Below are 24,952 nucleotides of genomic sequence, written 5' to 3'. Positions count from 1 at the left end.
TCAGCCCCTCACCAGGGTGTTGCGGCACTCGCCGACGCCCTCGACGCGGGTCACCAGCTCGCTGCCCTCGGTCAGATAGCGCGGGGGCTTGCGGGCGTGGCCGACGCCGCCGGGGGTGCCGGTGGCGATCAGGTCGCCGGGCGCGAGGGTGACGATGGCCGAGACGTACGCGACCAGGGCCGCCGGGTCGAAGACCAGGTCGCCGGTGTCGGCCTTCTGCATCAGCTCGCCGTCGACCGTGCAGGTCAACTCCCGTGACAGCGGCTGCTCCTCCTCCGTGACCACCAGCCAGGGACCCACCGGTGTACTGGCCTCGAAGGTCTTGCCCTGCAGCCACTGCGGCGAGCGGTACTGGAAGTCGCGTGCGGTGACGTCGTTGACGACGGTGTACCCGGCGATCGCGGCGCGGGCCTCGTCGGGCGTGGCGTGGCGGACCTCGGCGCCGATGTACACGCCGAGTTCGGCCTCCCAGTCCACCGCGTCGGATCCGGCGGGCAGGACGACCGGGTCGTGGGCCCCGACCTGGGCGCGGGCGAACTTCGCGAACAGCGTGGGGTGTTCGGGCAGCTCGCGGCCCATCTCCAGGATGTGGTTGCGGTAGTTGAGCCCGACGCACACGATCTTCTCGGGGGACGGGACGGGCGGCGCGTAGTCCAGCCCGGCCGGGTCGTGGCGGGGTCCGTCCGCGGCGGCCGCCTCGGCCCGCCAGCCGGGGCGGCGCAGCAGCGCGCCCAGGTCCAGGTGGCCGAGTTCGACGGCGGCGTCCTCGTCCACGCGGACGGCGCGGGTGCCCTCGGGGGTGCGGATGGTCGCGAGCCTCATGCGGACGGCTCCTCTCGGTGCGTGCGGGCGAGGCCGATGGCCTCGTAGACGGGGTCGTCGGAGAAGCGGAAGGCGTCCAGGCCGCAGTCGGTGGTGGAGAGGGTCAGCGGGGCCCAGGAGGGGACGGCGAACAGGTCGCCCTTGGCGACGTCGTAGCGCTGGTCGCCGACCTCGACCGTGCCGGTGCCGTCGAAGACCTGCCAGACGGCGGAGCCGACCACGCGGGTGGTCGCGGTGCGGGTCCCGGGGCGCAGCCGGTGCATCTCGGTGCGGATGGTGGACAGGGCGTCGCGCGCGGTGGCCGGATCGGTGAACCGTACGACCGCGTGGCCGGGCTCGACCACGCCCGGGTGGCCCTCGTCCTCCAGCTCCAGCTGGGCGGTGAGCGCCGCGTCGGTGTGCTCCCAGCGGTACGCCATGAGCGGGGAGGCGGGGGTGGCGGGGGCGCCGACCGGGCGCAGGCCCGGGTGGCCCCACAGCCGCTCGTTGCGGGAGGCGGCGGGGGTGGCGCGGGTGGCCAGCCGGTCCGGGCCGAACTCGAAGAATCCCGCGTCGAGTTGGCGCACGAGCGGGATGTCCAGACCGTCGATCCAGGCCATGGGCTGCTCGGTGGTGTTGTGGTGCTCGTGGAAGTGCATGCCGGGCGTGAGCAGCAGGTCGCCGCGGCGCATCGCCACCGGGTCGCCCTCCACGTTGGTCCACACGCCCTCTCCCTCCACCACGAAGCGGAAGGCTGTCTGGGTGTGCCTGTGCGCGGGCGCCTCCTCGCCGGGGCCGAGGTACTGGATCGCGGCCCACAGGGTGGGGGTGGCGTACGCGGTGCCGGGCAGTCCCGGGTTGGCCAGCGCGATGGCGCGGCGCTCGCCGCCCCGGCCGACGGGGACCAGGTCGCCGCTGCGCTCGGCGAGCGGGTGGAGCACCGACCAGCGCCACAGGGCGGGCACGGCGTCCGGTTGCGGCGCCTGCGTCATCAGGCCCTCGCGCTGGGTCCACAGCGGTGTCAGGTGCGCGGCCTCGAAGTCGGCGTAGAGCCTCTCCAGCGCGGCACGTTCGTCGGTGATCGTCACGGCGGACTCACTCCTTCGGGATTGCCTGAGCCCAACGTACGACATTGACGCAACGGTCGTCTAGATTTTGAAACGCATCTCTTCTGCGCTGCGCCACCTGGCCAGCTGCGCCACCCGGTCAGCCCCGGCGCCTGGTCAGCCCCCGGCACCGCCGATCGCCTCGTCGACGTACCCCTCCGCCTCCGCCCGCAGCAGCCCATGGGCCTCAAGGAAGACCTCGTGGGCGAGCCGGCCGACCCAGCCCTCGGGCAGCAGCTCGGGCGGCAGGTCGGGGTCCCGGAAGGGCAGCAGGCGGTAGTCGTGGACCAGGTGCATGCGCTCGGCCAGCGCGTCCCGGCCGCGCAGCTCGCCCGCGCGGTAGCCGGCGAGGCGGGGCCGGTAGCGGTCGAGCAGCTCGGTGTACTCCTTGTTCAGGGCCGTCAGGTCCCAGGAGCGGGCCGCCATGTCCCGGTCGGCCTCCGCCCCCTCGGAGCGGGCGTGCAGCGCGTCGATCCGCGCCGCGGGCTGGTCGGCGAAGCTCTCCCTGACCTCGGCGATCCGGTCGTGCGGGCTGATCCACACGGACGCCGACAGCAGGCCGAAGCCCAGCCAGGACAGCTTCTTGCGCAGCTGCTCGCGCAGCGCCCGGTCGGCCTCGGGCACCGAGTAGATGACCATGTGCCACTGGCCGTCCCACGGACCGGGCGCGCGCCCGAAGATCCGCTCCCGGCCCTCGTCGAGCAGCCGCCAGGAGGCGTCGGTGAGGGCGTAGACGGTCTCCCTGCCCTCACGGCGGCTGTCCAGCCAGCCCTCCTTGCGCATCCGGGCGGCGACCACCCGCACCGTGCTCTCGGGGATGTCGAAGCAGTCCATCAGCGCGACCAGACCGCGCAGCCGGACGTCGCCGCCCCGGTAGCGCAGATAGTCGCCGAACAGGTCGAAGACCAGTGACCGCGGTTTCACAAGCACCTCCTGGGCCCCTGCCGGACCCTGCCCCTATACGTGTCAACCACTTGACGATCGTCTCACAAGCGACCGATATTTCATCCACCGGAATTTCACTCATGCGACGGCCGTCTCCCTGGCGGCACCCTTCACGTCACACTTCGCGTCACACTTCACCTCAAAGGAGACGCCATGGCACAGACCTTCGTCCTCATCTCCGGCGCCTGTCACAGCGGCTGGACCTGGCGGCTGGTGGCCGAGCGGCTGCGCGCCGCCGGTCACCGCGTCCTGGCCCCGGACCTGCCCGGCCTCGCCGACGGCGACGACCCGCAGACGTACGGCCTGGCGGACGTCGGCGACTTCGTGGTCGACCTCGTCGAGCGGCACGACCTGCGGGACGTCACGCTGGTCGGGCACAGCTGGGGCGGCTACCCGCTCACCGCGGCGGCACCGCGGCTGGCGCCGCGCCTGCGGGGGCTCGTCTACTGGAGCGCGTTCGTCCCGGCGGAGGGACGGTCCCTGATGGACGAGGTCCCGCCGCAGTACGCGGAGATGTTCCGGCAGCTCGCCGCCGCGTCCGGGAACGACAGCATCGTCTTCCCCTACGAGGTCTTCACGTCGGCCTTCATGCAGGACGGCGACGAGAGCGCCCAGCGCCTGGTCCACTCTCTGCTGGTGCCGCAGCCCCTGCGCTACTTCACCGAGACCGTCACCCCCGTCGACCCGGCCGCGCTCGGCGTCCCCGCCTCCTACGTGGTCGGCACCGAGGACCTGGCCCTGCCTCCGGGCAAGTACGGCTGGACCCCCCGCTTCCCGCAGCGCCTCGGCCCCGACACCCCGGTCATCGAGTACGCCGGCAGCCACGAGGCCCAGTTCACCCGCCCCGACGACCTGACGGCGGCGCTGCTCAAGGCGTAAGCCCTGCCGAAACCGTGCCGAAACCTGCCGAAAGGCGAACCGCCCCGGCTGCGTCGGACGCAGCCGGGGCGGTCTGTGTGTTCACCGGTTCGGTGTGTTCACCGGTTCGGTGTGTTCACCGGTTCGGTGGGTGGGGTCACTCCCCGCCGAAGCTGCGCGGGGCTCAGGCAGCCAGGGACGCAACAGCGCGGGGCGCCGCGTGCCCCGACCGCTCAGGCTCGTACGGGCACCGCGTCGGGCGCGGGAGCAGCGGCACGGGTGCCCTTGGGGAGCAGGAACACCATGAGCGCCCCGGCGGCCGCCGGTATGGCGAAGGCGTAGAAGTTCCACTCCACGGCCAGGTCGGACGCGAGCAGAATGCCGCCGAAGGTCGGACCGACGACCGCGCCGAGCCGCCCGATGCCCAGCGTCCAGCCCAGCGCGGTCGCACGGACCTCGGGCGGGAAGTGCATGGCGACGTACGCGTTGACCATGATCTGGGTGCCGATGGTGCCGAACCCGGCGACCGCCACCAGCGCGTACATCACCGGCGCCGCCATGGGCGAGCTCAGCAGGGAGATGGAGACTGCGGCGGCCACGAACGTGACGACGGTGACCGGCTTCATGCCCAGCCTGTCGCCGATCGGCGCCACCAGGACGGAACCGACGGCCGCGCCCACGTTCATCGTCACCAGGAACATCAACGAACTGGACAGCGGATAACCCGCGGACCTCATGATCTGCGGCAGCCAGGTGTTGAGCCCGTACACGAGCAACAGCCCGAAGAAGCTGGTGACCGCGAACAGCACCGCGGGCATGAGGTGGCGCCTGGTGAACAGGGCCGCGACACCACTCTTCGCCCCCGGCCCGGCCGAACCCTCCGACGCCTCCGGCACCCGCACGCCCACTCGGGCGGCCACCCGCGCCGCTTCCTCCGTACGGCCCTTGGCGACGAGGTAGCTCACCGACTCCGGCAGGAAGCGCCAGAGCAGTGGGACGACGGTCACGAGCGGCAGCGCGCCGAGCCAGAACATGATCCGGAAGCCGAACAGCGGCAGCAGCGCCAGGGCCAGCACGGCGGACAGGATCCCGCCCACCGAATAGCCGGAGAACATCAGCGCGTTGTTGAGGCTCCGCCGGTGCGCGGCCGAGTACTCGGCGGTCAGGGCGATCGCGGTGGGCAGCACGCCACCGAGGCCGAGCCCGCCGAGCAGGCGGAACAGGCCGAAGAGCTCGGCGCTCGGCGCCATCGCGCAGCCCGCCATGGCCAGCGAGAACCAGCTCACGCTGATCAGCAGCACCTTCCGCCTGCCGACCAGGTCGGTCACCGCGCCCGCGACCAGCGCGCCGACCAGCATCCCGACGAGGGCGTAGCTGCCGATCAGCCCGGCCTCGGTCGGCGTCAGACCCCAGGGCTCGTATCGCAGCAGGGTCGGCACCACGGCCCCGTAGACGATGAGGTCGTAACCGTCGAACAAGATCACCGCGAAACACAGCCCCAGGACCGTGAGTTCGCTGCGGCTTCTGGAACTTCTGGCACCTCTGGAACGGACGTCTGCTGGCTTCATTGCCATCACCACCCTGTGCGGTTTCTCTGGGGTACGCCACCGGCGCTCGGGAAGTATGTGTCAAATGAAAGACGAACGTCAATAATCTGTAACGTCTCAATGGACGCCACTTTCCTACATCCCAGGTGAACAGCGTTTTCGCGTGACACATGAGCGCCGTCCGCGCTACATATGCCTGGCACGTGCGGTGGGAGAGGAGCTTGATCGGAAGCGTCGGCACCTGCTCGACGAGGGCGAGACCAGCGCCGGCGCCTTCTGCGGATCGCGGTCAGGGCCGGCCGGACGGTCACCTACCCGGTCGCCGTCGAGGGCGCGGCGAAGGGCCGGAACCTCAAGTCGCTGTCGGTGTACGTGTCGTACGACAGTGGCCGGACCTGGAAGAAGACAGACGTCAGGAACGGAAGGATCACCGTGAAGAACCCGGCGAAGGGGACGGGCATCTCCCTCCGCGCCGCGATCACCGGCAAGAAGGGCAACAAGTCGACGATCTCGGTCCACAACGCGTACTACGGCAAGTGAGACCGGGGTTCGCCGGGACGGGTCGCCGAGTGGGACGGTCTGCCGGAAGCGCGACTTCCGGCAGACCGTCCCTGTCCGGTCGTACGGCCCGGAAACCGACACACCCCACCACGCACATCTACAGCGCCGACGCGAAACGGCGGGGGCGGCCGAGCCTGTCTGCCGCCCCCGCCTCTTCTACCCTCGTCGTCTTCTACGTAGCACGCTCCGTCAGCCACGTCCGCTTCGGCCGGCACACCAGCTTGCCGTCCACGACCCGGCACCAGGTCTGGTAGTCGGAGGAGAACAGCCGCTTGCCGACCCAGTCGTAGGCGTCCGCGTCGGGCTTGGTGCGGGGCGTGACCGCCACGAAGTTCGACGCGTCGTCCGCGCTGCCTGTGCCGTCGTAGCGGGCGACCCTGGGGTACGGGTACACCGGCCGCGTGCGCGTCACCGTGCCGTCCGTGATGTTCGACGCGATGATCTTCCCCGGCTTGGTGGCGGTCTCCGTCCACGCCATCACCGGGGTCAGGACGTCGAAGGTGTCCGGGCCTTCGCCGCCGCCGCAGTGGGCCACGCCCGGGAACATGTACAGCTTGGCGAAGCGGTCGGTCTTCTTCGCTCCCACCGCCTTGCGCAGGGCGTCGTAGTACGCCAGCGTCCCCCGCGGTGCGATGTGCTGGTCGTTCCAGCCGTGCCACAGGAGCAGTTTGCCGCCGCTCTTCTCGAAGGCGCCGAGGTCGGGGTCCAGGGCGGCGAGGTAGCTGGAGGACTGGACCGTCTTCCAGAACGAGTCCACCGTGAACTTCAGGTCGGAGAGCTGGAAGTCCGGGTCGGGGGCGTTGGTGTGGGCGAGGTAGCGGGTGAACGACGTCACGAAGTTCTCGCTCGCCACCGTCTGGCCCTGGCGGGCCGGGACGAACAGCGTCCATGCCAACTCGGAGCCCCACTCGTGGGAGACGGCCGGCTCCAGCTTGCGGCCCCTGGCGTCCGTGGCACCGTCGTGCAGGCGCTGGACCACGCCTGCCTGGGCCTCGGTGAGGCAGGTCGACGGGTCCTGGCCGGCCTTGCACACCAGCGTCTTCGGGTCGAAGTCGCACTGGCGCGGGTCGCCGAGCAGGCCGTCCGTCAGGCCGTCCAGCGCGTCGCAGGCGTTCAGTACGGCCTGGTGGATCAGGGGCAGCTTGTCGGCGAGGAGGATGTAGTCGCCGTCCGCGTCCTTGTTCGCGAGGACGTTCCAGGCGTGGTGGAAGGTGTTCTGGACAACCATGTTGTTCGCGGGTGCGCCGGCCGCTATGCCGTCGAAGTCGTCCGGGTAGCGCTGCGCCTCCATCAGAGCCTCGCGGCCGCCGTCCGAGCAGCCGGTGAAGTAGGAGTAGGCGGGGCGCTTGCCGTAGAACCGGCCGATGACCGCCTTGGCGACCTGGGACGTGACGTGCACGCCCCGATAGGCGAAGTCGATCTGCGCCTGCGGGTTGTCGAGGGCCCACGAGCCGTCGTTGAGCCCCTGGTGGCCCATGTCCGTCGTCGCGCTGGCGACCGTGCCGTCTTTGACGACGGGACAGGTCGACGCCTGGCCGTAGTTGATGTCGGCGGTGCCGCACAGGCCGCCGCAGCCGGTCTGGACATAGCGTTGGGTCCAGCCGTTGGTCGGCAGGCGCATGACAAAAGTATCGGCGGGAGCGATGGTTCCGCGCACTTCGCAGTACGGGGCGGCCGCTCCCGTCGTCACGACCTTCGCGGAGGAGATCGTGACCGGGGCGTCGGTGACGCCGTCGAGGTCGAGGCCCGTCACGTCCGCGCAGTCCATCACGGGCTGCACAGCGGGCAGGTCCGCCAGGCCGTCCGCCGTGGCCGCGGGGCGGGGCGCCGCCGCGCCGCTCGCGGAACTCGCACCCAGAAGCGAAGCGAGCATCGCCGCAACCGCCGCGCATGCGGCGGTTGCCGATCTCGTTCGGCCTGGGACGCCGGGGCGGCCGGGGGTGCCGGGGCGGCCGGGGCGGCCACGGGCTGAGGACCTACGACGCATGGGTTACCCCTTTCGGCATGGGGCGCGGGGCTCGGGCAATGGCGCCACCAAGCGGGTAGCGTGGCGGAAGTCGAGAATATCGTCAACAATTTTGACAGCAATTTGGCCGTGGAGGGTCGGCTTCCAGCCGAGCCCTTTGGTCCCGGACTTCGGCGTGCACTGCTCCACCGCACTCAAGCGTGCCGCCCGGCGCTGTCAGGCGGGCGGGCGCCGGACCTGAACGGGACGACACCGACGGCCTGGCTACGCTTGGCGCTAAGTGCCCATTACGGTGTAAGTTCGGACAAATTTCCCTAAGGAACCGAAGATGGGTCTCGGCGTCAGCCTTCCGGCCGTGAAGCGTAGGTCCCTCACCCGTGCGTCTGTGGCGGTCACGGTTGCCGCCGGTCTGGTCCTGACCGGGGCCTGCGGCGTGGGTGCGGGCGGGGGCGGGGGCAGCGATGGCGACAGCCTTGCCGTCGGCGTGCTGCTCCCGGGTGGCGGAGCCTCTCGCTTCGGGCAGTTCGACAGGCCCCTGATCGAGAAGAAGCTGAAAGAGCTGTGCCCGCACTGCCCGGCAGCGGCCGTCGCCGCCACACCTGAGCCGACGGTCCAGCGGCAGCAGCTCGACGCCATGATCACCAGAGGTGTGGACGTCCTGATCGTCGCCGCCATCGACCCCAAGGCACTGCGCTCGTCGGTCGAGGCCGCGCACCGGGCCGGTATCCCGGTCGTCGCCTATGACCGGCTCGCGCAGGGCCCCATTTCCGGTTACGTCACCTTCGACGGTGCGATCGTCGGCAGGCTTCAGGGCGAGGCGCTTCTGAAGGCCATGGGCGCGAAGGCGAACCGCGGCCAGATCGTCATGATGAACGGCGCCACGACCGATCCCAACGCCGGCTGGTACAAGCGGGGAGCGCTCTCCGTCCTCAAGGGCAAGGTGAAGATCGGCAAGTCGTACGACACCGTCGGATGGCGGCCGGAGAACGCCTACGCCAACATGACCGGCGCCATCGCCGCCCTGGGCGCCGGCAAGATCGACGGCGTTCTGGCCGCCAATGACAGCCTCGCCGGCGCCGTGATCTCCGCCTTCAACGCCACCGCGGTCAGGCCGCTGCCCCCGGTCACCGGCCAGGACGCCGACCTCGCGGCCGTGCGGCGCATCGTCAGGGGCGACCAGTACATGACCATCTACAAGCCGTTCAAGCCCGCGGCCGACGCAGCCGTCGAGATGGCCGTCGCCCTGGGGCGCGGCGAGACGGTCGAGTCCATAGCCACCGGCACCGTCGACAGTGCCACCACCAAGGACATCCCGGCGGTCCTGCTCCCGTCGGTCTCGGTGACGGTCGGCAACATCAAGGACACTCTGGTGAAGGACGGTATGTACACCATCGACCAGATATGCACCCCGAAGCTCCGGTCCGCCTGCGACAAGGCCGGACTCACCCGATGAGCCGACCTCGAAGGTGGAAGGAGGTGGTGGCCCCGTGGTTCAGCCCCTGCTGGCGTTGCGCGGCATCTCCAAGCGCTTCGCCGCCGTCCAGGCGCTGGTGGACGTCGAGCTGGAGATCAGGGCCGGGGAGGTGGTCGCCCTGGTGGGCGGCAACGCCGCCGGCAAGTCCACCCTGGTCAAGGTGATCTCGGGGGTCGGTCCCGCCGACAAGGGCGTCATCGAGTGGCAGGGCAGTGCCGTCCAGATCAAGAGTCCCCAGGACGCCCGGGCCCTGGGGATCGCGACCGTCTACCAGGACCTCGCGATGTGCGGCAACCTCGATGTCGTCGGCAATCTCTTCCTCGGCCGGGAAATCCACCGCTTCGGCGTCCTCGACGAGGTGGAGATGGAGCGCCGAACCCGCGACCTGCTGCAAACCCTGTCCATCCGCATCCCCGACGTGCGTGCGCCGCTCGCCACCCTGTCCGGCGGCCAGCGGCAGGTCGTCGCGATCACCCGCTCCTTCCTCAGCGCGCCCAGGCTGCTCCTGCTCGACGAGCCCACCGCCTCCCTGGGCCTCGAACAGACCAATCAGCTCCTCGACCTCATCGAGGAACTGCGCGACCAGGGCGCCGGGGTGCTCCTCATCAGCCACAACATGGGGGACATCAAGGCCGTCGCCGACCGGGTCGCCGTCCTGCGCCTCGGCCGCAACAACGGCTTCTTCGACGTGAACACCACCTCCCAGGAACAGATCATCTCCTCCATCACCGGCGCGACGGACAACGCCGCCCCCCACCGCCCGACAAGCCCGGAGGAGGCATGGCCGTGAGGGAGAGGCGGAGGGGGCGGTGGAGGGAGATGTGGAGGTGGAGTGGGAGAGGGCGAGGGCGAGGGATCCGGGCGCGCGCCGCCGATGCCGCGCCCGCCACGCCCGCCGCACCCGCCACGCCGGCCACCGGCCGGCGCCGCGACGGACGCCGGTGGTACACCGGACGTCCCAGGGCGTACGCGGGCACGGTGCGCCGCAGACTGCGCGAAGGTGAACTCGGCCCGGCCCCGGTCCTGCTCGCTCTCGCCGTGATCTGGACGGTCTTCCAGAGCCTCAACGACAACTTCCTCTCGCCGCGCAACCTGTCCGTCCTCAGCGTGGACATCGTCGGAACCGGCATGGTCGCCGTCGGCGTCGTCTTCGTACTGCTGATCGGCGAGATCGACCTGTCGGTGGGCTCGCTCGCCGGCCTGTCGGGCGCGCTGTTCGCGGCGCTGAACGTGAACCACGGAATGCCGGAATGGCTCGCCGTGATCACCGCGGTGATCTGCGGTGCGGCCGCCGGGGCCGTCCACGGGTTCGTCTTCACCAGGATCGGCGTACCCGCGTTCGTCGTCACCCTCGCGGGCCTGCTGGCCTGGAACGGCCTGATGCTCTACCTGCTGGGGCCGGAGAGCTCCATCAACTTCAGCGGCGACGGGCTGGTCGCCATGCTGACCAGCCGCTACTTCAGCGCCGCCGTCGCCACCTACGGCCTGGCGGCGCTCGCCACGGCCGCGTACTTCCTCGTCTCCTACCGCGACCGCAGGCGCCGCAGCGCCGCCGGGATGCCGTACCGGCCGGTGGGCGAGATCTGGGCGCGTACGGCCCTCATCGCGGTGGTCACGTTCGCCGCCGTCTACGTGCTGGGCCGGTTCGAGGGCCTGCCGCTGGCGCTCCTGATCTTCCTCGTGGTCATCGTCGCCTCGGACCTCGTCCTGCGCCGCACGCCCTACGGCCGGCAGGTCCTCGCACTGGGCGGCGGGGTGGAGGCGGCCCGGCGGGCCGGCGTCGATGTGGCGCGCGTGCGGATCTCGGTGTTCCTGGTGTCGGGGACCCTGGCCGCGGTCGGCGGCCTGTTCGTCGCGTCGCGGCTCACCTCGGCGACCCCGGTCCCGGGCTCCGGCATGCTGCTGATCAACGCCATCGCCGCTGCCGTCATCGGCGGCACCAGCCTGTTCGGCGGACGCGGCTCCACCTGGTCCGCGCTGCTGGGGGTGCTCATCATCCAGTCGATCGCCTCGGGCATGGCGCTGCTGGGAGTCCAGCCCGCGGTCCAGTTCATGATCACCGGTGGGGTGCTGCTCATCGCGGTGATCTTCGACTCGTTGGCGCGGCACTCCGCGGAGTCGCACGGGCGGGCATGAGGGATTGAGGGATGCCAGGTCACCGGCCACCCGGCCAGTGGTGGCGACGCCGAGCGTTCGGGCCCCGAGCAGGGCACCGACCACGCCCCGGCGGGCGGGCGCAGCCACACCGTGGCCGCGCCCGGAACGGCGAACTGCCATACGTGCTCAGGCGCCAGGGCCAGGGCCGGCGCCACCGCGCGGTCGGCCATCGCCGGCCGACGGCAGCGCCGAGCCGATCGGCCTGGAGCCTGGACCACCAGGGGGCCGGGGCCGTCTCCCGTGAAGGCAAACGCCCAGGTGGACGTGTGCCCCGGCCGCCTGCGGGACACCGGCCGCCCAGTACCAGCCGTACGTCGAGGTCGCGTCCGGCCTGCTCGATCCGCAGGCCGAGCGCCACCGGTCGCTGAGGATGCGTAGCCTGGAGCCGGACTGGTCCAGCGGCGACCAGCACGGCACCATCCGCGTCGACGACAAACGGCAAGCCCTTCCGGACGAGCGGGAACGTGGGACGGCCCGCGTACGCCTTCCGCCGGGTGCCTCCGAGTGGGGGCGGGGATGAGGGGGACCCCGACACTGCGGCTGAGCGCCCGGCAGGCAGCGGATGATGGCCGTATGCGCATCCGTATCGACGCCGTCGACCTGCCCGGCCGCACCCGCCCGGCCCCCGCCGACGGCGACGCCTCCGCGTACGCCGACATCCACGTCGCCGTACAACGCCGCGACCGTCCCGCCGAACTCCTCGACCCACAGCCCGCCGACGCCCCGTCCGCGACATGGACCCTGGAATGCACCACGATCCCCTCACCGACCGGCATCCACGTGAAAGGCCCGTACATCCAGGACCGACTGGGCCACCGGTTCATCTACCTGTCATGGGGCACGATCGACGACTTGGGCAGATTCACCATGTTCCGCCGCGCCAAGCTCATGCTCGACGCCATCCCCGCACACATACTCGCCGCCGCCGCACACGACGGCCTGCTGGTCGGACGCCTCCGCCTGACCGACTCCGACGGCAACCCCCTGTGCGCACGAGTCCTGCCCCCGCACATCACCTGGACCACCGAACCCGCCGAACCCGCCGACCAGAACGGGCTGTCACCGGGCCGGGCCGACGCTCATGTCCCGCGCCCGGAGCAGGGCCTGGAGCAGGGCCTGGGCTGCGGAGGGTGTGCGGATGAGTCAGCCGGTCTGTGACGGAGTCTGCTTCATGCCGTCGACGATGGCGCGGTCCATGATAGCGCTGGTGTAGGTGACCGTGCCGGGCTTGATCAGGGCGTCCTCTCCGCTGTTCTTGTTCACCTGAACCGAGCGCTCGCCCAGGAAGACATGGGTCTTCTTGTCGAAGATCCACTCCTCGCGCTCACCGCTGGTCTCGTCCAGCCGGGCCACCGCCACACCGCGCCGCCCCACCGCGTCCACCGCGTCGTCGACCACGACGACACCCGGGATCTTCGCGGCGGCCTTGAACAGGGCCGAGTACAGCTCCGCCGGAGGGTAGCTCTCGCCGAGCAGGTCGCCGATGGTGGTGAACGCCTGCTGATCGGGGGAGTTGCCCTGCCCCTCGGTCTCCTTGTAGATCTTGGTCAGAAGGGCGTCGGGGTCGGTGGTCAGCTTGGTCAGATAGTCGTACGACGGACTGTTCAGGTTCGCCTCCGGAGTGTTGCCCTGCTCGTCGGGAAGGCTCAGGGTCTCGCCCTCGGTGCTGTCGTTGACCGCGGGGTCGATCAGCCAGCCCTTGGTACCGTCCGGCGACATCCACACCTGGCGGCGGTGCAGCTGGTGGCTGGCCAGGAAGCTCTTGTCGTCGACGGTCTTGACGAAGGTGGTGGCGGCCTTGGACTCGATGTAGATGTACTGGCCGGGCTCGACGGTCGGATGGTCCACCTCGGCGGCCGCCAGCGCGATCCGGTCGAGCAGTTGCGGTACGCCCTTGGTGGTCGCGGCGCCGACTGTCGTGGTCAGGGCCGGTCCGGTGGCGACGCCGCCGTCCTCGACCCCGGTGCCGCCCCCGGACGCGACCACCCCGGCCACGACCACCCCTGCGAGGGCGGCGGCCAGCGCGGGCAGGGCGATCGCGGGGCGCGGCAGCCGGAAACGCCGGATCTTCGCCGGGGCCACCGTCTTCGCCCCCACGCCCGTGTGCTCCGCCTGCCCTGTCTGCTGCGCCTCGTGAATCTGGGCCATCATGCGCTCCTTGTGGAACTGGTGACGGCCCGGCGGCAGGTCGCGCGTCGTCCGGTCGAAGAGCTGTGCGCCTTCTTCCCACTCGGCAGCGCTCTGCCGGGACGTGTTCGCGTTCATCGGTTTCCTTCCTGTGCGGGCCGGATCGCGTGTGCGTGATCGCCTCTTGTCTGTCGGCCGGGGCGGCCGACTTCCCGTTTCCCGAGACTTTCCTCGACCCCGGAAACCCTGCGGAGCTTCTTGCGGGCACGGGAGAGCCGGGAGGCGACCGTGCCCACCGGAATGCCGAGCGCCTCCGCCGCGGCCTCGTAGTCCAGGCCCTCCCCCAGGCAGAGCGCGATGACCTCACGCTCCGGCCGGCGCAGCGCCGCGAGCGCGGTAAGCGCCGTCGCGAGGCGCTGTCGGCCGTCGAGCCGGTCGGCCACCTCCTCGGCATGGTCGGGTACCGACAGTTCAGCCGCCGCGGCCGCCTCCGCCGCCGCCCGGTACCGCCGGTTGCTCCGGAACTGGTTGCGCGCCGTGTTGGTGGCGATGCCCAGCAGCCACGGCCGCAGGGAACCGCCCTCCGGGTCGACCCTGTCGCGCAGCCGCCATGCCTCCATGAAGGTCGTGGCCATCACGTCCTCGGCCGTCGACCAGTCGGCAGCCAGCCGGAAAGCATGGTTGTAGACCGCGCGCGCATACATGTCGTACAGCTCGGCGAACGCGCTCGAATCCCCGGCCCGTATCCGGGTACGCATATGAGTGCTCACCCCAATGAGCTGTCCGGCACCCCACACCGGCTTCCCGTGACCTGCGCCACACGCGAGTGGCACGACACAGCATCGCAGGCCCAGCCCCGGCCATGGAGGCCCACGACACGACGTCGCGTGCGATGCCGTACAGCGAGGCCGTCTCGCTGCCGAGGCACGGCCGGTAGGTGTGGGTCGAGTCGAGGACGGCGAGGAAGATCTCGGCCGTCAGGTCGGCCGCGGTGAGCGGTCGTCGACCCGCCGGGCCACGAAGCGCATCACCGCGTCCACATGACGCCGATAGAACTCCTCGAAGAGCTCCGGGTCACGTACCGCCGCGGCGAGCCCGCCCCGTAACCCTTCCGCGCCATCCACCGGCGTCTCCTTCGCGTCCAAGAGCCTTCACTTGTTCTTGGACCGAGGCCCGAAAAGCGTTACAGATCACGCTGCTGGGGACCGATCCGGGTGCGACCGCGCTGCGGGAACTGTTCTCGACACTCATGGACTTCGAGGCGTCGCCGGAGTCGCTGAGTCGCCGGAGTCGCCCTGAGAGGAGATCAGCTGACGCGTACGGGCAGGCTTCCAGCCGCAACAGCTCGCTACCCCGGCAGGCGTCCGCATCACCGGCAGCAACACCACAATCCTCCGGGAGGCCCTGAACGGCCCCACGGTCACGGTCCGGGTAAGCCCGCGGTGAGGTAACCGACGCCCGCTGACCCCGGAGAACCCATCGGCCGCGACCTCGGGAGAGGTTGCGGCCGATGGGTGTGCGCGACTGCGGTCGGTCGACTCCCGCTCAGAAGCCCCCCGGACCGGGGCGGCGCCGGTGAACTTCACCGTGCCGGGCTTCGTCAGCGTCGCACCTGCCCGTCGTCCGTACCCCTGACGAATGTCGGAGATCGTCATCATCGGGCCACAACGGCGCTCAACTGACGGCGGCGCCGAACCACTTGGGCAGCCGGCCGAGCAGATCCTGCTGGTCTTCACCGACCCACGCCACGTGGCCGTCCGGTCGCAGCAGTACGGCGGGCGCGTCCAGTTCCTCGCCGGCGTCGACGACGTGGTCGACCCGATCCGCCCAGCCCGCCACCGAGAGCCGGCCGGTCTGGTCGAGCAGGAGCCCGCGGCCGCTGTGCATCAGCTCGTAGAGGCGACCCTGCTTCAGCTTCACGTCCCGCATCCGGCGGCCGAGCAGTTCGTGGCCCTCGCCGAAGTCGTAGCGGACCCCGACCGCGGTGATCATCTCGGTCACGTACCGGTTCACCTCCTCGAAGTCCATGAGTGCCGAGAACAGTTCCCGCAGCGCGGTCGCACCCGGATCGGTCCCCAGCAGCGTGATCTGTGCGCGGGTGTTGTCCAGCACGCGGGCGCCCACCGGGTGCCGTTCGGTGTGGTAGCTCTCAAGGAGCCCCTCCGGAGCCCAGCCGTTCACCGCGGCGGCCAGCTTCCAGCCGAGGTTGAACGCGTCCTGCACGCCGAGGTTGAGCCCCTGCCCGCCGGTCGGCGGGTGGATGTGCGCCGCGTCGCCGGCCAGCAGCACCCGGCCGACCCGGTAGCGCTCGGCCTGCCGGGTGGCGTCGCCGAAGCGGGACAGCCAGCGCGGCGAGTGCGCGCCGAAATCGGTGCCCGCGAAGGCCCGCAGCTGCTTCTTGAACTCATCGAGGGTCGGCGCGGTCGCACGGTCCTCGGCCACGCCGTCGGCGGGCACGACGATGCGGTACGCCCCGTCCCCCTGGGGGATGGCGCCGAACCGCAGTTGGGTCTTGCGGACTTCCTCGACGACGGCGGCAATCGTCGCCGGATCCTCGGTCAGCGCCATATCGCCCAGCAGCGTCTCGACCTTGGCGGGCTCGCCGGGGAAACCGACACCGAGCCGCTTGCGCACCACACTGCGGCCGCCGTCGCACCCGACGAGGTAGCGCGAGCGCAGGTGCGTGCCGTCCGCCAGCTCGACGGTCACCCCGGCCCCGTCTTCGGACTGGCTCAGCCCGACCACCTCGCAGCCGCGCCGGATCTCGGTACCGAGTTCGAGCGCACGCTCGTTGAGCAGCCGCTCGGTGACCGGCTGCGGAGTGGCGACGCCGTACGGGTGCGCCGTGTCCAACCGGTCCGGCCACGGCTTGACGATGCCGCCGAAGAGACCGCCGACCTGGAACTTCTCACTGACCGCGAGGAACCGGTCCAGCAGACCGCGCTGGTCCATCATCTCGACGCTGCGCGCGTGCAGGCCCTGCCCGCGGGACTGTTCGGTCGGCTCGGTCAACTTCTCCAGCACGACCACGTGCACGCCGTGCAGCCGCAACTCGGCGGCCAGCATCAAGCCGGTCGGTCCGCCGCCGGCAACGATCACATCGATCATCACAACCACCGTTTCCGCAGGTCCTGGCTTCGGCCGACGATTCTGCGGCACAGCCCGGGTCTTGCCGCAAGCCCCCTGGTGCGCTATACCTTGAGAGTGGCAAGGAGTGGGTGACCCTTCTTGCCTTTGTCTTTTGTCGTCCGCCGCGGGTGCACGGTTGCGGGCACAGGCCCTACGAACGGCGGGCCGTCTGCCACAGTGCGGCGGCGAGCCAGGTGAGGGTGATCCCGGCGACGACGTGCAGGGCGCTGGAGAACACCGACTCGGGCAGCCCGATCAGGAACGCGAACAGCGGCATGACGACCGCGTAACCCCACGACGGCACGCGCGGGAACACCCTGGCCCGGATGGTCGCCGCCCCCAGCAGGGCGCAGCCCACGGCGAAGACGACCGCCGAGCCGATCAGCGCGGGGATCGTGGGGCCGGTCAGCGCCTCCTTGATGACCTCGTCGTCGAGGTAGTAGAGGACCAGGTTCGCGGCGAACGCGGCCCCGCCGAACAGGCCGAGCCCGACGGCGTTCACGGTGTACGCGATCTCCCCGAAGCGGCCGGTGACCGAGCTCTGCCGCAGGTGCACGGCGGTGAGCAGCGGCATGCCGAGTGCGGGCGAGAGTGCGAGGAGGAAGCTGGTGGCGGCGGTCTCCCCGGTGAACACCTCGACCAGCGCCGGCAGCGCGGCGAGCAGGCCCGACAGCACCCCGCACAGGGCGCCGAGACGGGCGAGGCGGACGGAGTTCGGCCAGGACTGCGGGGACTGCGGGGAGGAGACGGCGGACGGCACGGGGGAGGACAACGGCGAGGACGGCGAGGACGGCGAGGGCGACATGGGAGCAACTCCGGTTCGTCGGAAGGGTATTGGGCCGACATCGAGGTGACGTCGAGCCGACACCGTAGGAAGCGGGCCTGCCCCGGCGGCAGATGCAGAGCGGCGGGAGTCGGCTGCCGGAGGTCACCGACTCGCGGCGGGGCGTAGCCGTTCGGCATGTGCCGATCGGCCACAGCCCTTCGAAGCCGTCCCGGCACCGTCGTCCCCGGGCCGGAGTGACCCTAGGCTGGGAGCGACAGTGAGGGGGGTGTGCATGGCGGCGTACGTGCCCGTGCCCTGGGTGGCGCCGTTGCTCTACGGGACGGTGCTCGCCGGCGGGCTGTACTACGTGGCCGTGGGCCCGGGCGACGGCCCTCTCCCGGGGGTCTGGCGCGTGGTCGGCTTCGTTGCCGGGATCGCGGCGCTGTTCGTGGTGGAGGCGGTCGCCGGGCGCCGCCCGGTCAGGCCCGGTCCGAAATCGCTGCTGCCGGCCCGGTGCGTCCTGGTCGGCGCGGTGGTCGCCTGCGATGTCTCCGAGCTGTCCCAGGTGCTGTTCGTGCTGCCGCCGTTCCTCGCCTACTTCGTGTTCGGCCGTGCCGCCGCGCTCGGTCTGGCCGCGCTGAGCGTCCTCGGGATGCTCACGGCGTACATGCTCACCGCGCCCGGCTGGTACCGGGACCTGGAGTACGTCTCCGATCTGCTGATGCTCGGGGTCGGCCTGGTGCTGGGGATCTCGATGGCCGCCGTGGCCGTCGGCGAACAGCGGGGGCGGCGCGAGCTGGAGGAGTACGCCGCGCGGGTCGCGGAACTGTCCGCCGTGACCGAGCGCAACCGGCTGGCACGCGACCTGCACGACAGCCTGGGGCACCATCTCACGGCGATGTCGGTGCAGTTGGAGCTCGCTTCCGAGATCCGTGCGCTGGACCCGGACTCGGCGGAGCGGGCGGTCGGCGAGGCGCGGCGGTCGCTGAAGCTGGCGCTGGGCGACGTACGGCAGTCGGTCCGTGCGCTGCGCGGCGAGGCGGCGCGCCCGTCGCTGTCGGCCGCGCTCGCCGGGCTGGCACGCGACGGCGCGGGGGCCATGCCGCGCGTCACCGTCGAGGTCAGCGGCGACGAGGACGGTTACGGCGCGGCGGAGTTGACCGCCCTGTACCGGGCCGCGCAGGAGGGGCTGACCAACGCCCGCCGCCACGCCCGGGCATCGCGGGTGACCGTGACGGTCGACCTCGCGCCCCACGCGGCGCGGCTGGTGGTCAGCGACGACGGCTGTGGCTTCCGGCCGGAGCGGGCCGCGGGCGGGTTCGGCCTGCTCGGCATGCGTGAACGCGTGCAGTTGGTGGCGGGGACCGTTGATCTGGACAGCGGTCCGGGTGAGGGCACCCGGCTGACGGTCACGGTGCCGCGAAGGGAGGGCGGATGACCGGGCGGCCGGACGACGAGCCGCGCCAGGAAGCCCAGGCCCCGGCTCTGGCCCCGCTGCCGTCGCGGGTGCGGGTGCTGGTGGTGGACGACCAGCAGCTCATCCGGGAGGGCATCGCCTCCCTGCTGTCCATCCGGGAGGGCATCACCGTCGTCGGTACGGCGGCGGACGGGCGCCAGGCCGTGGCGAAGGCGCTGGAGCTGCGGCCCGACGTCGTACTGATGGACGTGCGGATGCCGGAGATGGACGGCGTCGAGGCGGCGGCCATCCTGCGTGGCCGGGCGCCCGAGTGCCGGGTCATGATGCTGACGACGTTCGACGACGAGGAGTACGTCGTCCAGGCGCTGCGCGCGGGCGCCGAGGGCTACCTCCTGAAGGACCTGCCGGCCGACGAGCTCGCCCACGCCGTCCGCCTGGCGCACGCGGGTGTCACCCAGCTCGACGCCTCGGTGACCCGCCGCCTCGCCGCGGCCCTGCCCGCGCCGGCGCCCGCGGCCCCGCCCCTGCCTGCGGCTTCCTCCGGTTCCGGCCCGGACCCTGACTCGGCCGCCGACGCCGGCCTGACCCCGCGCGAGATCGACATCCTGCGGCTCGTCGCCCGCGGCCACACCAATCGCGAGATCGCGGCGCAGCTCTACCTCAGCGAGGGCACCGTCAAGAACCACATCTCCCGCATCCTCGGCCGCCTCGAACTGCGCGACCGCACCCAGGCCGCACTGCGCGCCCGCGACCTGGGCCTGTTCTGAACCTGGGCCTGTTCCGACGGGGCACGGGCGTCGCCGCGAGCCGCCGCAGGCCAGGCGCCGGACAGAGACCGTCCGGGCCGGTCGTCGGCTCAGTAGGGCTTGTTGACTGCGGGACGGCGGTGGCGAGGTGTTCCTCGGGCTGTACGTTGCCCAGGACATGTTCAGTTCCGGCACCTCGTCGGCGGTGAACATGCCCGGTTGTTTGTGCTCGTGGCTGACGACCGGCGGCCGGTCGGGAGTCGGCACGGTGCAGCCGTAGGTCACGATCAGGACGCACCGGCCGGGGACGGGCTGGTGTCCGGCAGTTGTGCAGCGTCGGGGCTGCCGGTCTCCAGGCGGCCGCCGGGCAGCTCCCACTCGTCGCGCTCGTTCCGCAGCAGCAGTACGCGATCACGCGCGTCCGGCGCGGCACCCTTCACAGAGACCGGCCAGAGCGGCGGCGTGTACGGCATGACGGTCCTCGTCTGCGCGTACGGCATGACGGTCCTCGTCTGCGCGTACGGCATGACGGTCCTCGTCTGCGCGTACGGCATGACGGTCCTCGTCTGCGTGTACGGCCGTTGTCCCGGCGGCGCGTCAGGTTCCCAGGGTCCCCCGTACCGTCTGCGCGAGTTCTCCGACCGCGACGGCGAGCGGGGTCACGGGCTGGACGAAGGCGGTCAGGCGGTCGAGGGCGCGCCGTAGGACCGGGGGCTGTGGTTCCTCTTCGTCGAGTTCCTCGCGCAGGCGCCGCAGTTCCCTGGTGGTGGCGTCGGGGTCGGCCAGTGCCGAGCGGTGCTCCTCCAGCAACTGCTCGACGTGGGCGAGGAGTTCGGCCGTCCGGGCGGCTTGCGCGGTGTCCTGCGGCTGGAAGCCGACCGAGCCGGAGAACGCCTGGGCGCGGTGGCCGATCGCCTGGTTGCCCACGTAGTGGGTACCGCCTTTGATCACGAGGCCGTTGTTGACGGGAGGTTCGTGACGGCCGTCGTCGTTGCCCATGACGGGGACTCCTTACTTCTGGGCACCGGCGGCGGCCGGGCCGGGCTGCTGTCTGACGTTCTGCGTGGCGCTGGCCCCGGCGCCGATCGCCTGGTTGCCGATGATGCTCGTACCGCCCTGCTGGATGAGGCCCTGGTTGAGGATGGTCTGCTGCTGGCTGCGGAAGTCGGTGATGTCGTAGCCACGCGTGTCGAGGAACTCGCGGATCGCGGCGAGGGTGTGGCGCTCCACCGCGGACGTGATCCGGCCGGCGTCCACGACCTGGAAGTAGTTGTGGTAGATGGGGCTCAGCGCCATCTCCCGTACGCTCAGCCGGGCGCCGTAGTCGAAGACCGGGTCCTGCTCCATAGCGGTCAGTTCGTCCACGATCCGCCGGGTGTGCCGGGCCTCGAAGCGGGCGTGGCGCAGCGCACGGAACGGCGCGCCGAAGAACGCCGGGGCGGTGCGGGGCAGGGCGGCCATCATCAGCCCGCGCCGCCGCTCGGGGGTGAGCGGGTCGCGCAGCCGGTCCACGACGTGGTACGCGGCGTCCACCGGGCCGAGCACATGGTTGCGGCAGTGCAGGTGCAACGTCCTGCCCTCGGTCGAGAAGTGCAGGAACACGCTCGGCACCACGTCCCCGCCCCACAGCGGCACATGGACCGCCAGATAGTGGCGGACCGTGCCGGTCGGGCGCAGCATGATCTCCTCGACCGTCTCGGGCGACAGCCGTGCGGCCGGGGCCAGGCGGTCGGGCGCCATGAACCGGCCGTCGTCACCGATGGTCGTGCCGCTCGCGAAGACCCGGTCCTCGATGGTGAGGGAGCCGAGGGCCGCCGGGTCGGCGCCGGCCGTACCGTCGGCGCCGCCGCGCGCGGCGACCGCGCGGAGCTGTTCGCGTACGTGATCGACGAGTTCGGCGACGGTGAACGACTCCGGCTCGTCGGCGCCGGTGCGCGAACCCGTGTCGACGGGGTCGTCGGCGGGCAGGAGCGGCACGGCGATCGACCAGGTGGAGGCGGCCGCCGCGTAGCCGATGAAGGGGGAGAACCCGCTGTACACGGTGACGTTTCCGTCCCGCGCCTCCTTGACGGCCGCCAGCCGGTTGGCGATCCACTCCCGCGGGGGTACGGGTGGCAGGGGCCGCGCGGCGAACCTCTCGCGGGTCATGGTGGTGCGCAGCAGCCGGTCGGTGTCGAGGTCGTGCCGTACCACCGTCATGTACGCGAACACCACCGCGCCGATGGACGCGAGCGCGGCCGGCACCCCGGCCAGGTAGGCGCCGAGCAGCCAGCTCACGAAGCCGGGCGCGGGCAGTGACGAAAAGGTGACGCCGAGGAGGAAGGCGCAGAGGACCGCCGCCCCCGCCCCGATGCCGGCGCCCACCAACACCCCGCCGGCGGGCTGGCGTTGGCCACGGGTGGCCAGGCTCGGCCGGGAGCGAGCCGCTCCCGCGGTGATCGACAGGAGCACCGCGGGGACCACCAGCCACAGCGGCGCGAGCACTGCCACGGCCCCGAACGCACCCGCCAGTCGCAGGTCCCGGCGGTGCCGGATCTCCTGTGCCGCCAGGCAGTGACGGGCCACCGCCAGCAGGTCGACGTCGGGCGACGGCGCCACGGCGCTGGCCTCGTCGGCCAGGACGTCCTCCACCACCCGGTCGGCGAATTTCTCGTCGACGTAGGCCGCGGCGCACAGATACCGGGTGACGTCACCCGGCATGCTCCCGACCGGCATGTGCACCTGCGGAGTCGTCATGCCGACGTCTCCCTTCCTCCGACGGAGCGACGCCTTCGCGGCGCCGACGGTCCCGGTGACTCGTGGACCGACAGTCCTGGTGAGGCGTAGACCGGTGGACCCGGTGGTTCGTATCCCCGGCAGCCCGACGACGAGGGCGAGGAGCACACCGATCGCCAGGCCGAAGGCGAGAGGCGCGCGCAGCAGATGGCTCCGCAACTCGCCGGACGACAGGTCCAGTTCGTCGACGAAGGCCGCGAGCAGGCCCCAGCGCAGCAGGGTCACGAGTTCCGACACCAGCACACCCACGGCGAGGCAGCGGATCCAGCCCGACGCCCCGTGGGCCGACAGCCGCGACGCGGAGAAGGCCAGCGCCGCGACCAGCACCACCACGCTGAGGTCGGTCACGACCAGCACGGACTCGCCGGAGTTCGTGAAGTACTCGTCGGGGGACACGGCCCATCCCGGGACGAACGCCCCCTGGACCAGCCATCGCACGGTGCGGTTCTCGTAGTTCGCCGCGTAGAGGTCCAGTACGCGTTCCTGCGCCCAGGGGCTGCCCACGGCCACAACGAGCAGGCACAGCAGTGTGATGCGTCGGCGTAAGGACGGTCGTGCCCCGGGCGTGCTCCGTCTGGGCAAGAACACTTGGGGCTCCCCCCTTCGCCGATCCCCTGATGCCGCGGCCGCGCTCTATGGCCATGCCCGTTCGCAACGACCGCGAATCCGCGAACACCAGTGGTGAACGGGCCAGTTGGGGGGACGCGCTCTTCCGGAGGCTCAGCCGGGGCGGTGGCGGAGGCCGTCGAGGAGCAGGTCGAGCATGCGGCCCGCACGGTCGCGTTGCCCCTGGTCGCTGGTGATCAGCAGGACGCCGCCGAGGCTGAATCCGATGTCGAGGGGGTCGACGTCGGAGCGCAGGACGCCCGCTTCGGCCCCGGCGTGCAGCAGGGCGCTGACGGCGGTGCTGATGCGGCCGAGGCTCTGGGCGGAGGGGTCCGCGCCGGAGGCGACGACGGCCCGCCAGGCGTTCGCCATGCCGCCCCTGGTGGCCAGGTAGTCGAAGAACAGGCCCATCCACAGCCGCATCGCCTGGTCGGGCGGGAACCGCGCGATCAGCTCCGTGGCGCTGTCGCAGACCCGGGCGACCTCGTTGCGGTAGGCGGCTTCGAGCAGTGCGTCACGGGTGGGGAAGTGCCGGTAGAGCGTGCCGATGCCGACACCGGCGGCTCGGGCGATGGCTTCGAGCGACGCGTCCGCGCCCCGCTCGGAGAAGGCGAGCACGGCGGCGTCGAGCAGGCGTTGCCGGTTGCGCTGCGCGTCGGCACGCAGTCCGCGTGTGGTGCCGGTCACGGATTTCCTCCCGTCTGGACAGTCGGAGGATCCTCCGTTTAGAGTTCAAGCGAAATCGGAGGCACCTCCGCTTCGGAGCGTAGCAAACGGGGAGTACTGCGAGAAATGACCATGAACACACGCATCAGCACACAGTTCACCGCACAGTCCACGGCCGCCGAGGTCATCGCGGACATCGACCTCACGAGCCGCCGCGCCGTCGTCACCGGCGCCGCGTCCGGCATCGGCGTGGAGACCGCCCGCGCGCTCGCCGGGGCCGGCGCCGAGGTCACTCTCGCCGTGCGCAACACGGAGGCCGGTCACCGCGTCGCCGAGGACATCCGGGCCGTCACCGGTGCCGGTACCGAAGGCGTACGGGTCGCCCCGCTGGACCTGGCCGATCCGGCGTCCGTCCGCGCGTTCGCGGAGGCCTGGCAGGGCCCGCTGCACATCCTCGTCAACAACGCGGGGATCATGGCGAGCCCCGAGACCCGGACGCCCCAGGGCTGGGAGTTGCAGTTCGCCACCAACCACCTCGGGCACTTCGCCCTCACCACCGGACTGCACGGCGCCCTCGCGGCGGCCGACGGCGCCCGTGTGGTGTCGGTGAGCTCCAGCGGCCACCTCTTCTCACCGGTCCGCTTCGATGACCTCCACTTCACCGGGCGGCCCTACGACCCGTGGCTGGCGTACGGGCAGTCCAAGACCGCCAACGTGCTGTTCGCCGTGGAGGCCGGGCGACGCTGGACCGACGACGGGATCACGGCCAACGCGCTGATGCCCGGCGGAATCCAGACCAACCTGGGGCGCTACATGGGGGACGCCGAGACGGCGCTGTTCATGACCCACCTCCAGGCACTCGTCGGCGAGGGAACGGCCCTGCCCGAGATGTCCTTCAAGACGGTCGAAGAGGGCGCCGCCACCTCCGTACTGCTGGCTTCGTCACCCTTGCTCGACGGCGTCAGCGGCCGCTACTTCGAGGACTGCACCGAGGCCCCCCTGCACCGGCCCGGCACCTTCGCCGGAGTCGCCCCGCACGCCCTGGACCCGGAGGCGGCCGAGCGGCTCTGGGACGTCTCCGAGCGGCTCCTCGCCTGACGCCCGCTTCACCACGCCCGCTTCACCACGCTCACGGCTCACCACGCTCACGACCCCGGGCGACCCACAGCCAAGTACTTGAAACTTCAGTTGAAAATCCAGAAGACTTTGGGGAGATCACGATGGCCACCACCTTTCGCAGGCACTGGAAGCGCTGGCTGATCGCCGGCGTGGCGACCGCCGCCGTCCTGACCACCGCCGGCCCGT

At 71.2% G+C, this 24,952-nt stretch carries 20 protein-coding genes and 3 pseudogenes; 9 read left to right on the top strand and 14 right to left on the bottom strand.

The window, feature by feature from the left end; translation table 11 throughout:
• From ACWD3C_RS33115 to ACWD3C_RS33105, 3 genes are all read right to left on the bottom strand, one after another.
• The gene (locus tag ACWD3C_RS33115) at positions 1-822 is read right to left on the bottom strand and encodes a fumarylacetoacetate hydrolase family protein (RefSeq protein WP_451149866.1); all 822 of its coding nucleotides are present in this window, start codon (positions 820-822) and stop codon (positions 1-3) included.
• Positions 819-1,934: a cupin domain-containing protein gene (locus tag ACWD3C_RS33110; protein WP_451149865.1), complete on the bottom strand. Its 1,116-nt coding sequence runs from the start codon at positions 1,932-1,934 to the stop codon at positions 819-821. Before ACWD3C_RS33110 ends, ACWD3C_RS33115 begins: the two co-directional genes overlap by 4 nt.
• A gap of 90 nt (positions 1,935-2,024) precedes the next feature.
• Complete coding sequence (locus ACWD3C_RS33105) at positions 2,025-2,831, bottom strand: PaaX family transcriptional regulator (protein WP_451149864.1); 807 nt, start codon at positions 2,829-2,831, stop codon at positions 2,025-2,027.
• Between the two features lie 174 nt (positions 2,832-3,005).
• Here ACWD3C_RS33105 and ACWD3C_RS33100 point away from each other — a divergent pair, with 174 nt between their 5' ends.
• Complete coding sequence (locus ACWD3C_RS33100; protein WP_451149863.1) at positions 3,006-3,731, top strand: alpha/beta fold hydrolase; 726 nt, start codon at positions 3,006-3,008, stop codon at positions 3,729-3,731.
• 212 nt (positions 3,732-3,943) lie between these two features.
• On the opposite strand, the gene ACWD3C_RS33095 is transcribed toward ACWD3C_RS33100, so the two are convergent.
• On the bottom strand, positions 3,944-5,194 hold the full coding sequence (locus tag ACWD3C_RS33095; protein WP_451149862.1) for an MFS transporter: 1,251 nt from the start codon (positions 5,192-5,194) through the stop codon (positions 3,944-3,946).
• A 351-nt stretch (positions 5,195-5,545) separates the two neighbouring features.
• Between ACWD3C_RS33095 and ACWD3C_RS33090 the strand changes: the two are divergent.
• A pseudogene (locus tag ACWD3C_RS33090) lies at positions 5,546-5,797 on the top strand (hypothetical protein); the annotation flags it as partial.
• A 193-nt stretch (positions 5,798-5,990) separates the two neighbouring features.
• Here the strand turns inward: ACWD3C_RS33090 and ACWD3C_RS33085 are convergent.
• Positions 5,991-7,691, bottom strand: a complete 1,701-nt coding sequence (locus tag ACWD3C_RS33085) for a tannase/feruloyl esterase family alpha/beta hydrolase (RefSeq protein ID WP_451149861.1) — start codon at positions 7,689-7,691, stop codon at positions 5,991-5,993.
• Between the two features lie 421 nt (positions 7,692-8,112).
• On the opposite strand from ACWD3C_RS33085, the gene ACWD3C_RS33080 reads away from it, so the two are divergent.
• The 4 genes and pseudogenes from ACWD3C_RS33080 to ACWD3C_RS33065 form a co-directional block, all read left to right on the top strand.
• Positions 8,113-9,237, top strand: coding sequence for a sugar ABC transporter substrate-binding protein (locus ACWD3C_RS33080; protein WP_451149860.1), 1,125 nt, complete (start codon positions 8,113-8,115; stop codon positions 9,235-9,237).
• 34 nt (positions 9,238-9,271) lie between these two features.
• A complete protein-coding gene (locus tag ACWD3C_RS33075; RefSeq protein ID WP_451149859.1) occupies positions 9,272-10,048 on the top strand; it encodes an ATP-binding cassette domain-containing protein in 777 nt (258 codons plus the stop codon).
• A 29-nt stretch (positions 10,049-10,077) separates the two neighbouring features.
• A complete protein-coding gene (locus tag ACWD3C_RS33070; protein WP_451149858.1) occupies positions 10,078-11,394 on the top strand; it encodes a sugar ABC transporter permease in 1,317 nt (438 codons plus the stop codon).
• Positions 11,395-11,988: 594 nt separating this feature from the next.
• Positions 11,989-12,444: pseudogene (locus ACWD3C_RS33065) on the top strand (DUF5990 family protein); the annotation flags it as partial.
• 114 nt (positions 12,445-12,558) lie between these two features.
• On the opposite strand, the gene ACWD3C_RS33060 reads toward ACWD3C_RS33065, so the two are convergent.
• The 5 genes and pseudogenes from ACWD3C_RS33060 to ACWD3C_RS33040 form a co-directional block, all read right to left on the bottom strand.
• Positions 12,559-13,680 (bottom strand): CU044_5270 family protein, encoded by a 1,122-nt coding sequence (locus ACWD3C_RS33060; RefSeq protein ID WP_451149857.1) that lies wholly within the window; start codon positions 13,678-13,680, stop codon positions 12,559-12,561.
• Positions 13,677-14,300, bottom strand: a complete 624-nt coding sequence (locus ACWD3C_RS33055; RefSeq protein WP_451149896.1) for an RNA polymerase sigma factor — start codon at positions 14,298-14,300, stop codon at positions 13,677-13,679. The genes ACWD3C_RS33060 and ACWD3C_RS33055 overlap by 4 nt, the downstream gene beginning before the upstream one ends.
• 115 nt (positions 14,301-14,415) lie before the next feature.
• Positions 14,416-14,666, bottom strand: a pseudogene (locus ACWD3C_RS33050) (RNA polymerase sigma factor); the annotation flags it as partial.
• Between the two features lie 550 nt (positions 14,667-15,216).
• On the bottom strand, positions 15,217-16,650 hold the full coding sequence (gene rox, locus ACWD3C_RS33045) for a rifampin monooxygenase (RefSeq protein WP_451149856.1): 1,434 nt from the start codon (positions 16,648-16,650) through the stop codon (positions 15,217-15,219).
• A 172-nt stretch (positions 16,651-16,822) separates the two neighbouring features.
• Positions 16,823-17,476, bottom strand: coding sequence for a hypothetical protein (locus ACWD3C_RS33040; RefSeq protein WP_451149855.1), 654 nt, complete (start codon positions 17,474-17,476; stop codon positions 16,823-16,825).
• Positions 17,477-17,729: 253 nt separating this feature from the next.
• On the opposite strand from ACWD3C_RS33040, the gene ACWD3C_RS33035 reads away from it, so the two are divergent.
• The gene (locus tag ACWD3C_RS33035) at positions 17,730-18,875 is read left to right on the top strand and encodes a sensor histidine kinase (protein ID WP_451149854.1); all 1,146 of its coding nucleotides are present in this window, start codon (positions 17,730-17,732) and stop codon (positions 18,873-18,875) included.
• The gene (locus ACWD3C_RS33030) at positions 18,872-19,621 is read left to right on the top strand and encodes a response regulator (protein WP_451149853.1); all 750 of its coding nucleotides are present in this window, start codon (positions 18,872-18,874) and stop codon (positions 19,619-19,621) included. The genes ACWD3C_RS33035 and ACWD3C_RS33030 overlap by 4 nt, the downstream gene beginning before the upstream one ends.
• Positions 19,622-19,887: 266 nt before the next feature.
• On the opposite strand, the gene ACWD3C_RS33025 is transcribed toward ACWD3C_RS33030, so the two are convergent.
• From ACWD3C_RS33025 to ACWD3C_RS33010, 4 genes are all read right to left on the bottom strand, one after another.
• A complete protein-coding gene (locus ACWD3C_RS33025; RefSeq protein WP_451149852.1) occupies positions 19,888-20,154 on the bottom strand; it encodes a hypothetical protein in 267 nt (88 codons plus the stop codon).
• 43 nt (positions 20,155-20,197) lie between these two features.
• Positions 20,198-20,599, bottom strand: coding sequence for a DUF5955 family protein (locus tag ACWD3C_RS33020; protein WP_451149851.1), 402 nt, complete (start codon positions 20,597-20,599; stop codon positions 20,198-20,200).
• Positions 20,600-20,611: 12 nt separating this feature from the next.
• Positions 20,612-22,879, bottom strand: a complete 2,268-nt coding sequence (locus ACWD3C_RS33015; protein ID WP_451149850.1) for a hypothetical protein — start codon at positions 22,877-22,879, stop codon at positions 20,612-20,614.
• Positions 22,880-23,095: 216 nt separating this feature from the next.
• Positions 23,096-23,668 (bottom strand): TetR/AcrR family transcriptional regulator, encoded by a 573-nt coding sequence (locus tag ACWD3C_RS33010; protein ID WP_451149849.1) that lies wholly within the window; start codon positions 23,666-23,668, stop codon positions 23,096-23,098.
• Positions 23,669-23,773: 105 nt separating this feature from the next.
• Between ACWD3C_RS33010 and ACWD3C_RS33005 the strand changes: the two genes are divergently transcribed.
• On the top strand, positions 23,774-24,745 hold the full coding sequence (locus ACWD3C_RS33005) for an SDR family NAD(P)-dependent oxidoreductase (protein ID WP_451149848.1): 972 nt from the start codon (positions 23,774-23,776) through the stop codon (positions 24,743-24,745).
• The last annotated feature ends 207 nt before the right edge of the window (positions 24,746-24,952 follow it).

The sequence above is a fragment of the Streptomyces sp. NPDC002845 genome (assembly GCF_053591955.1).
This window is presented reverse-complemented; position numbering and strand designations above follow the sequence as displayed.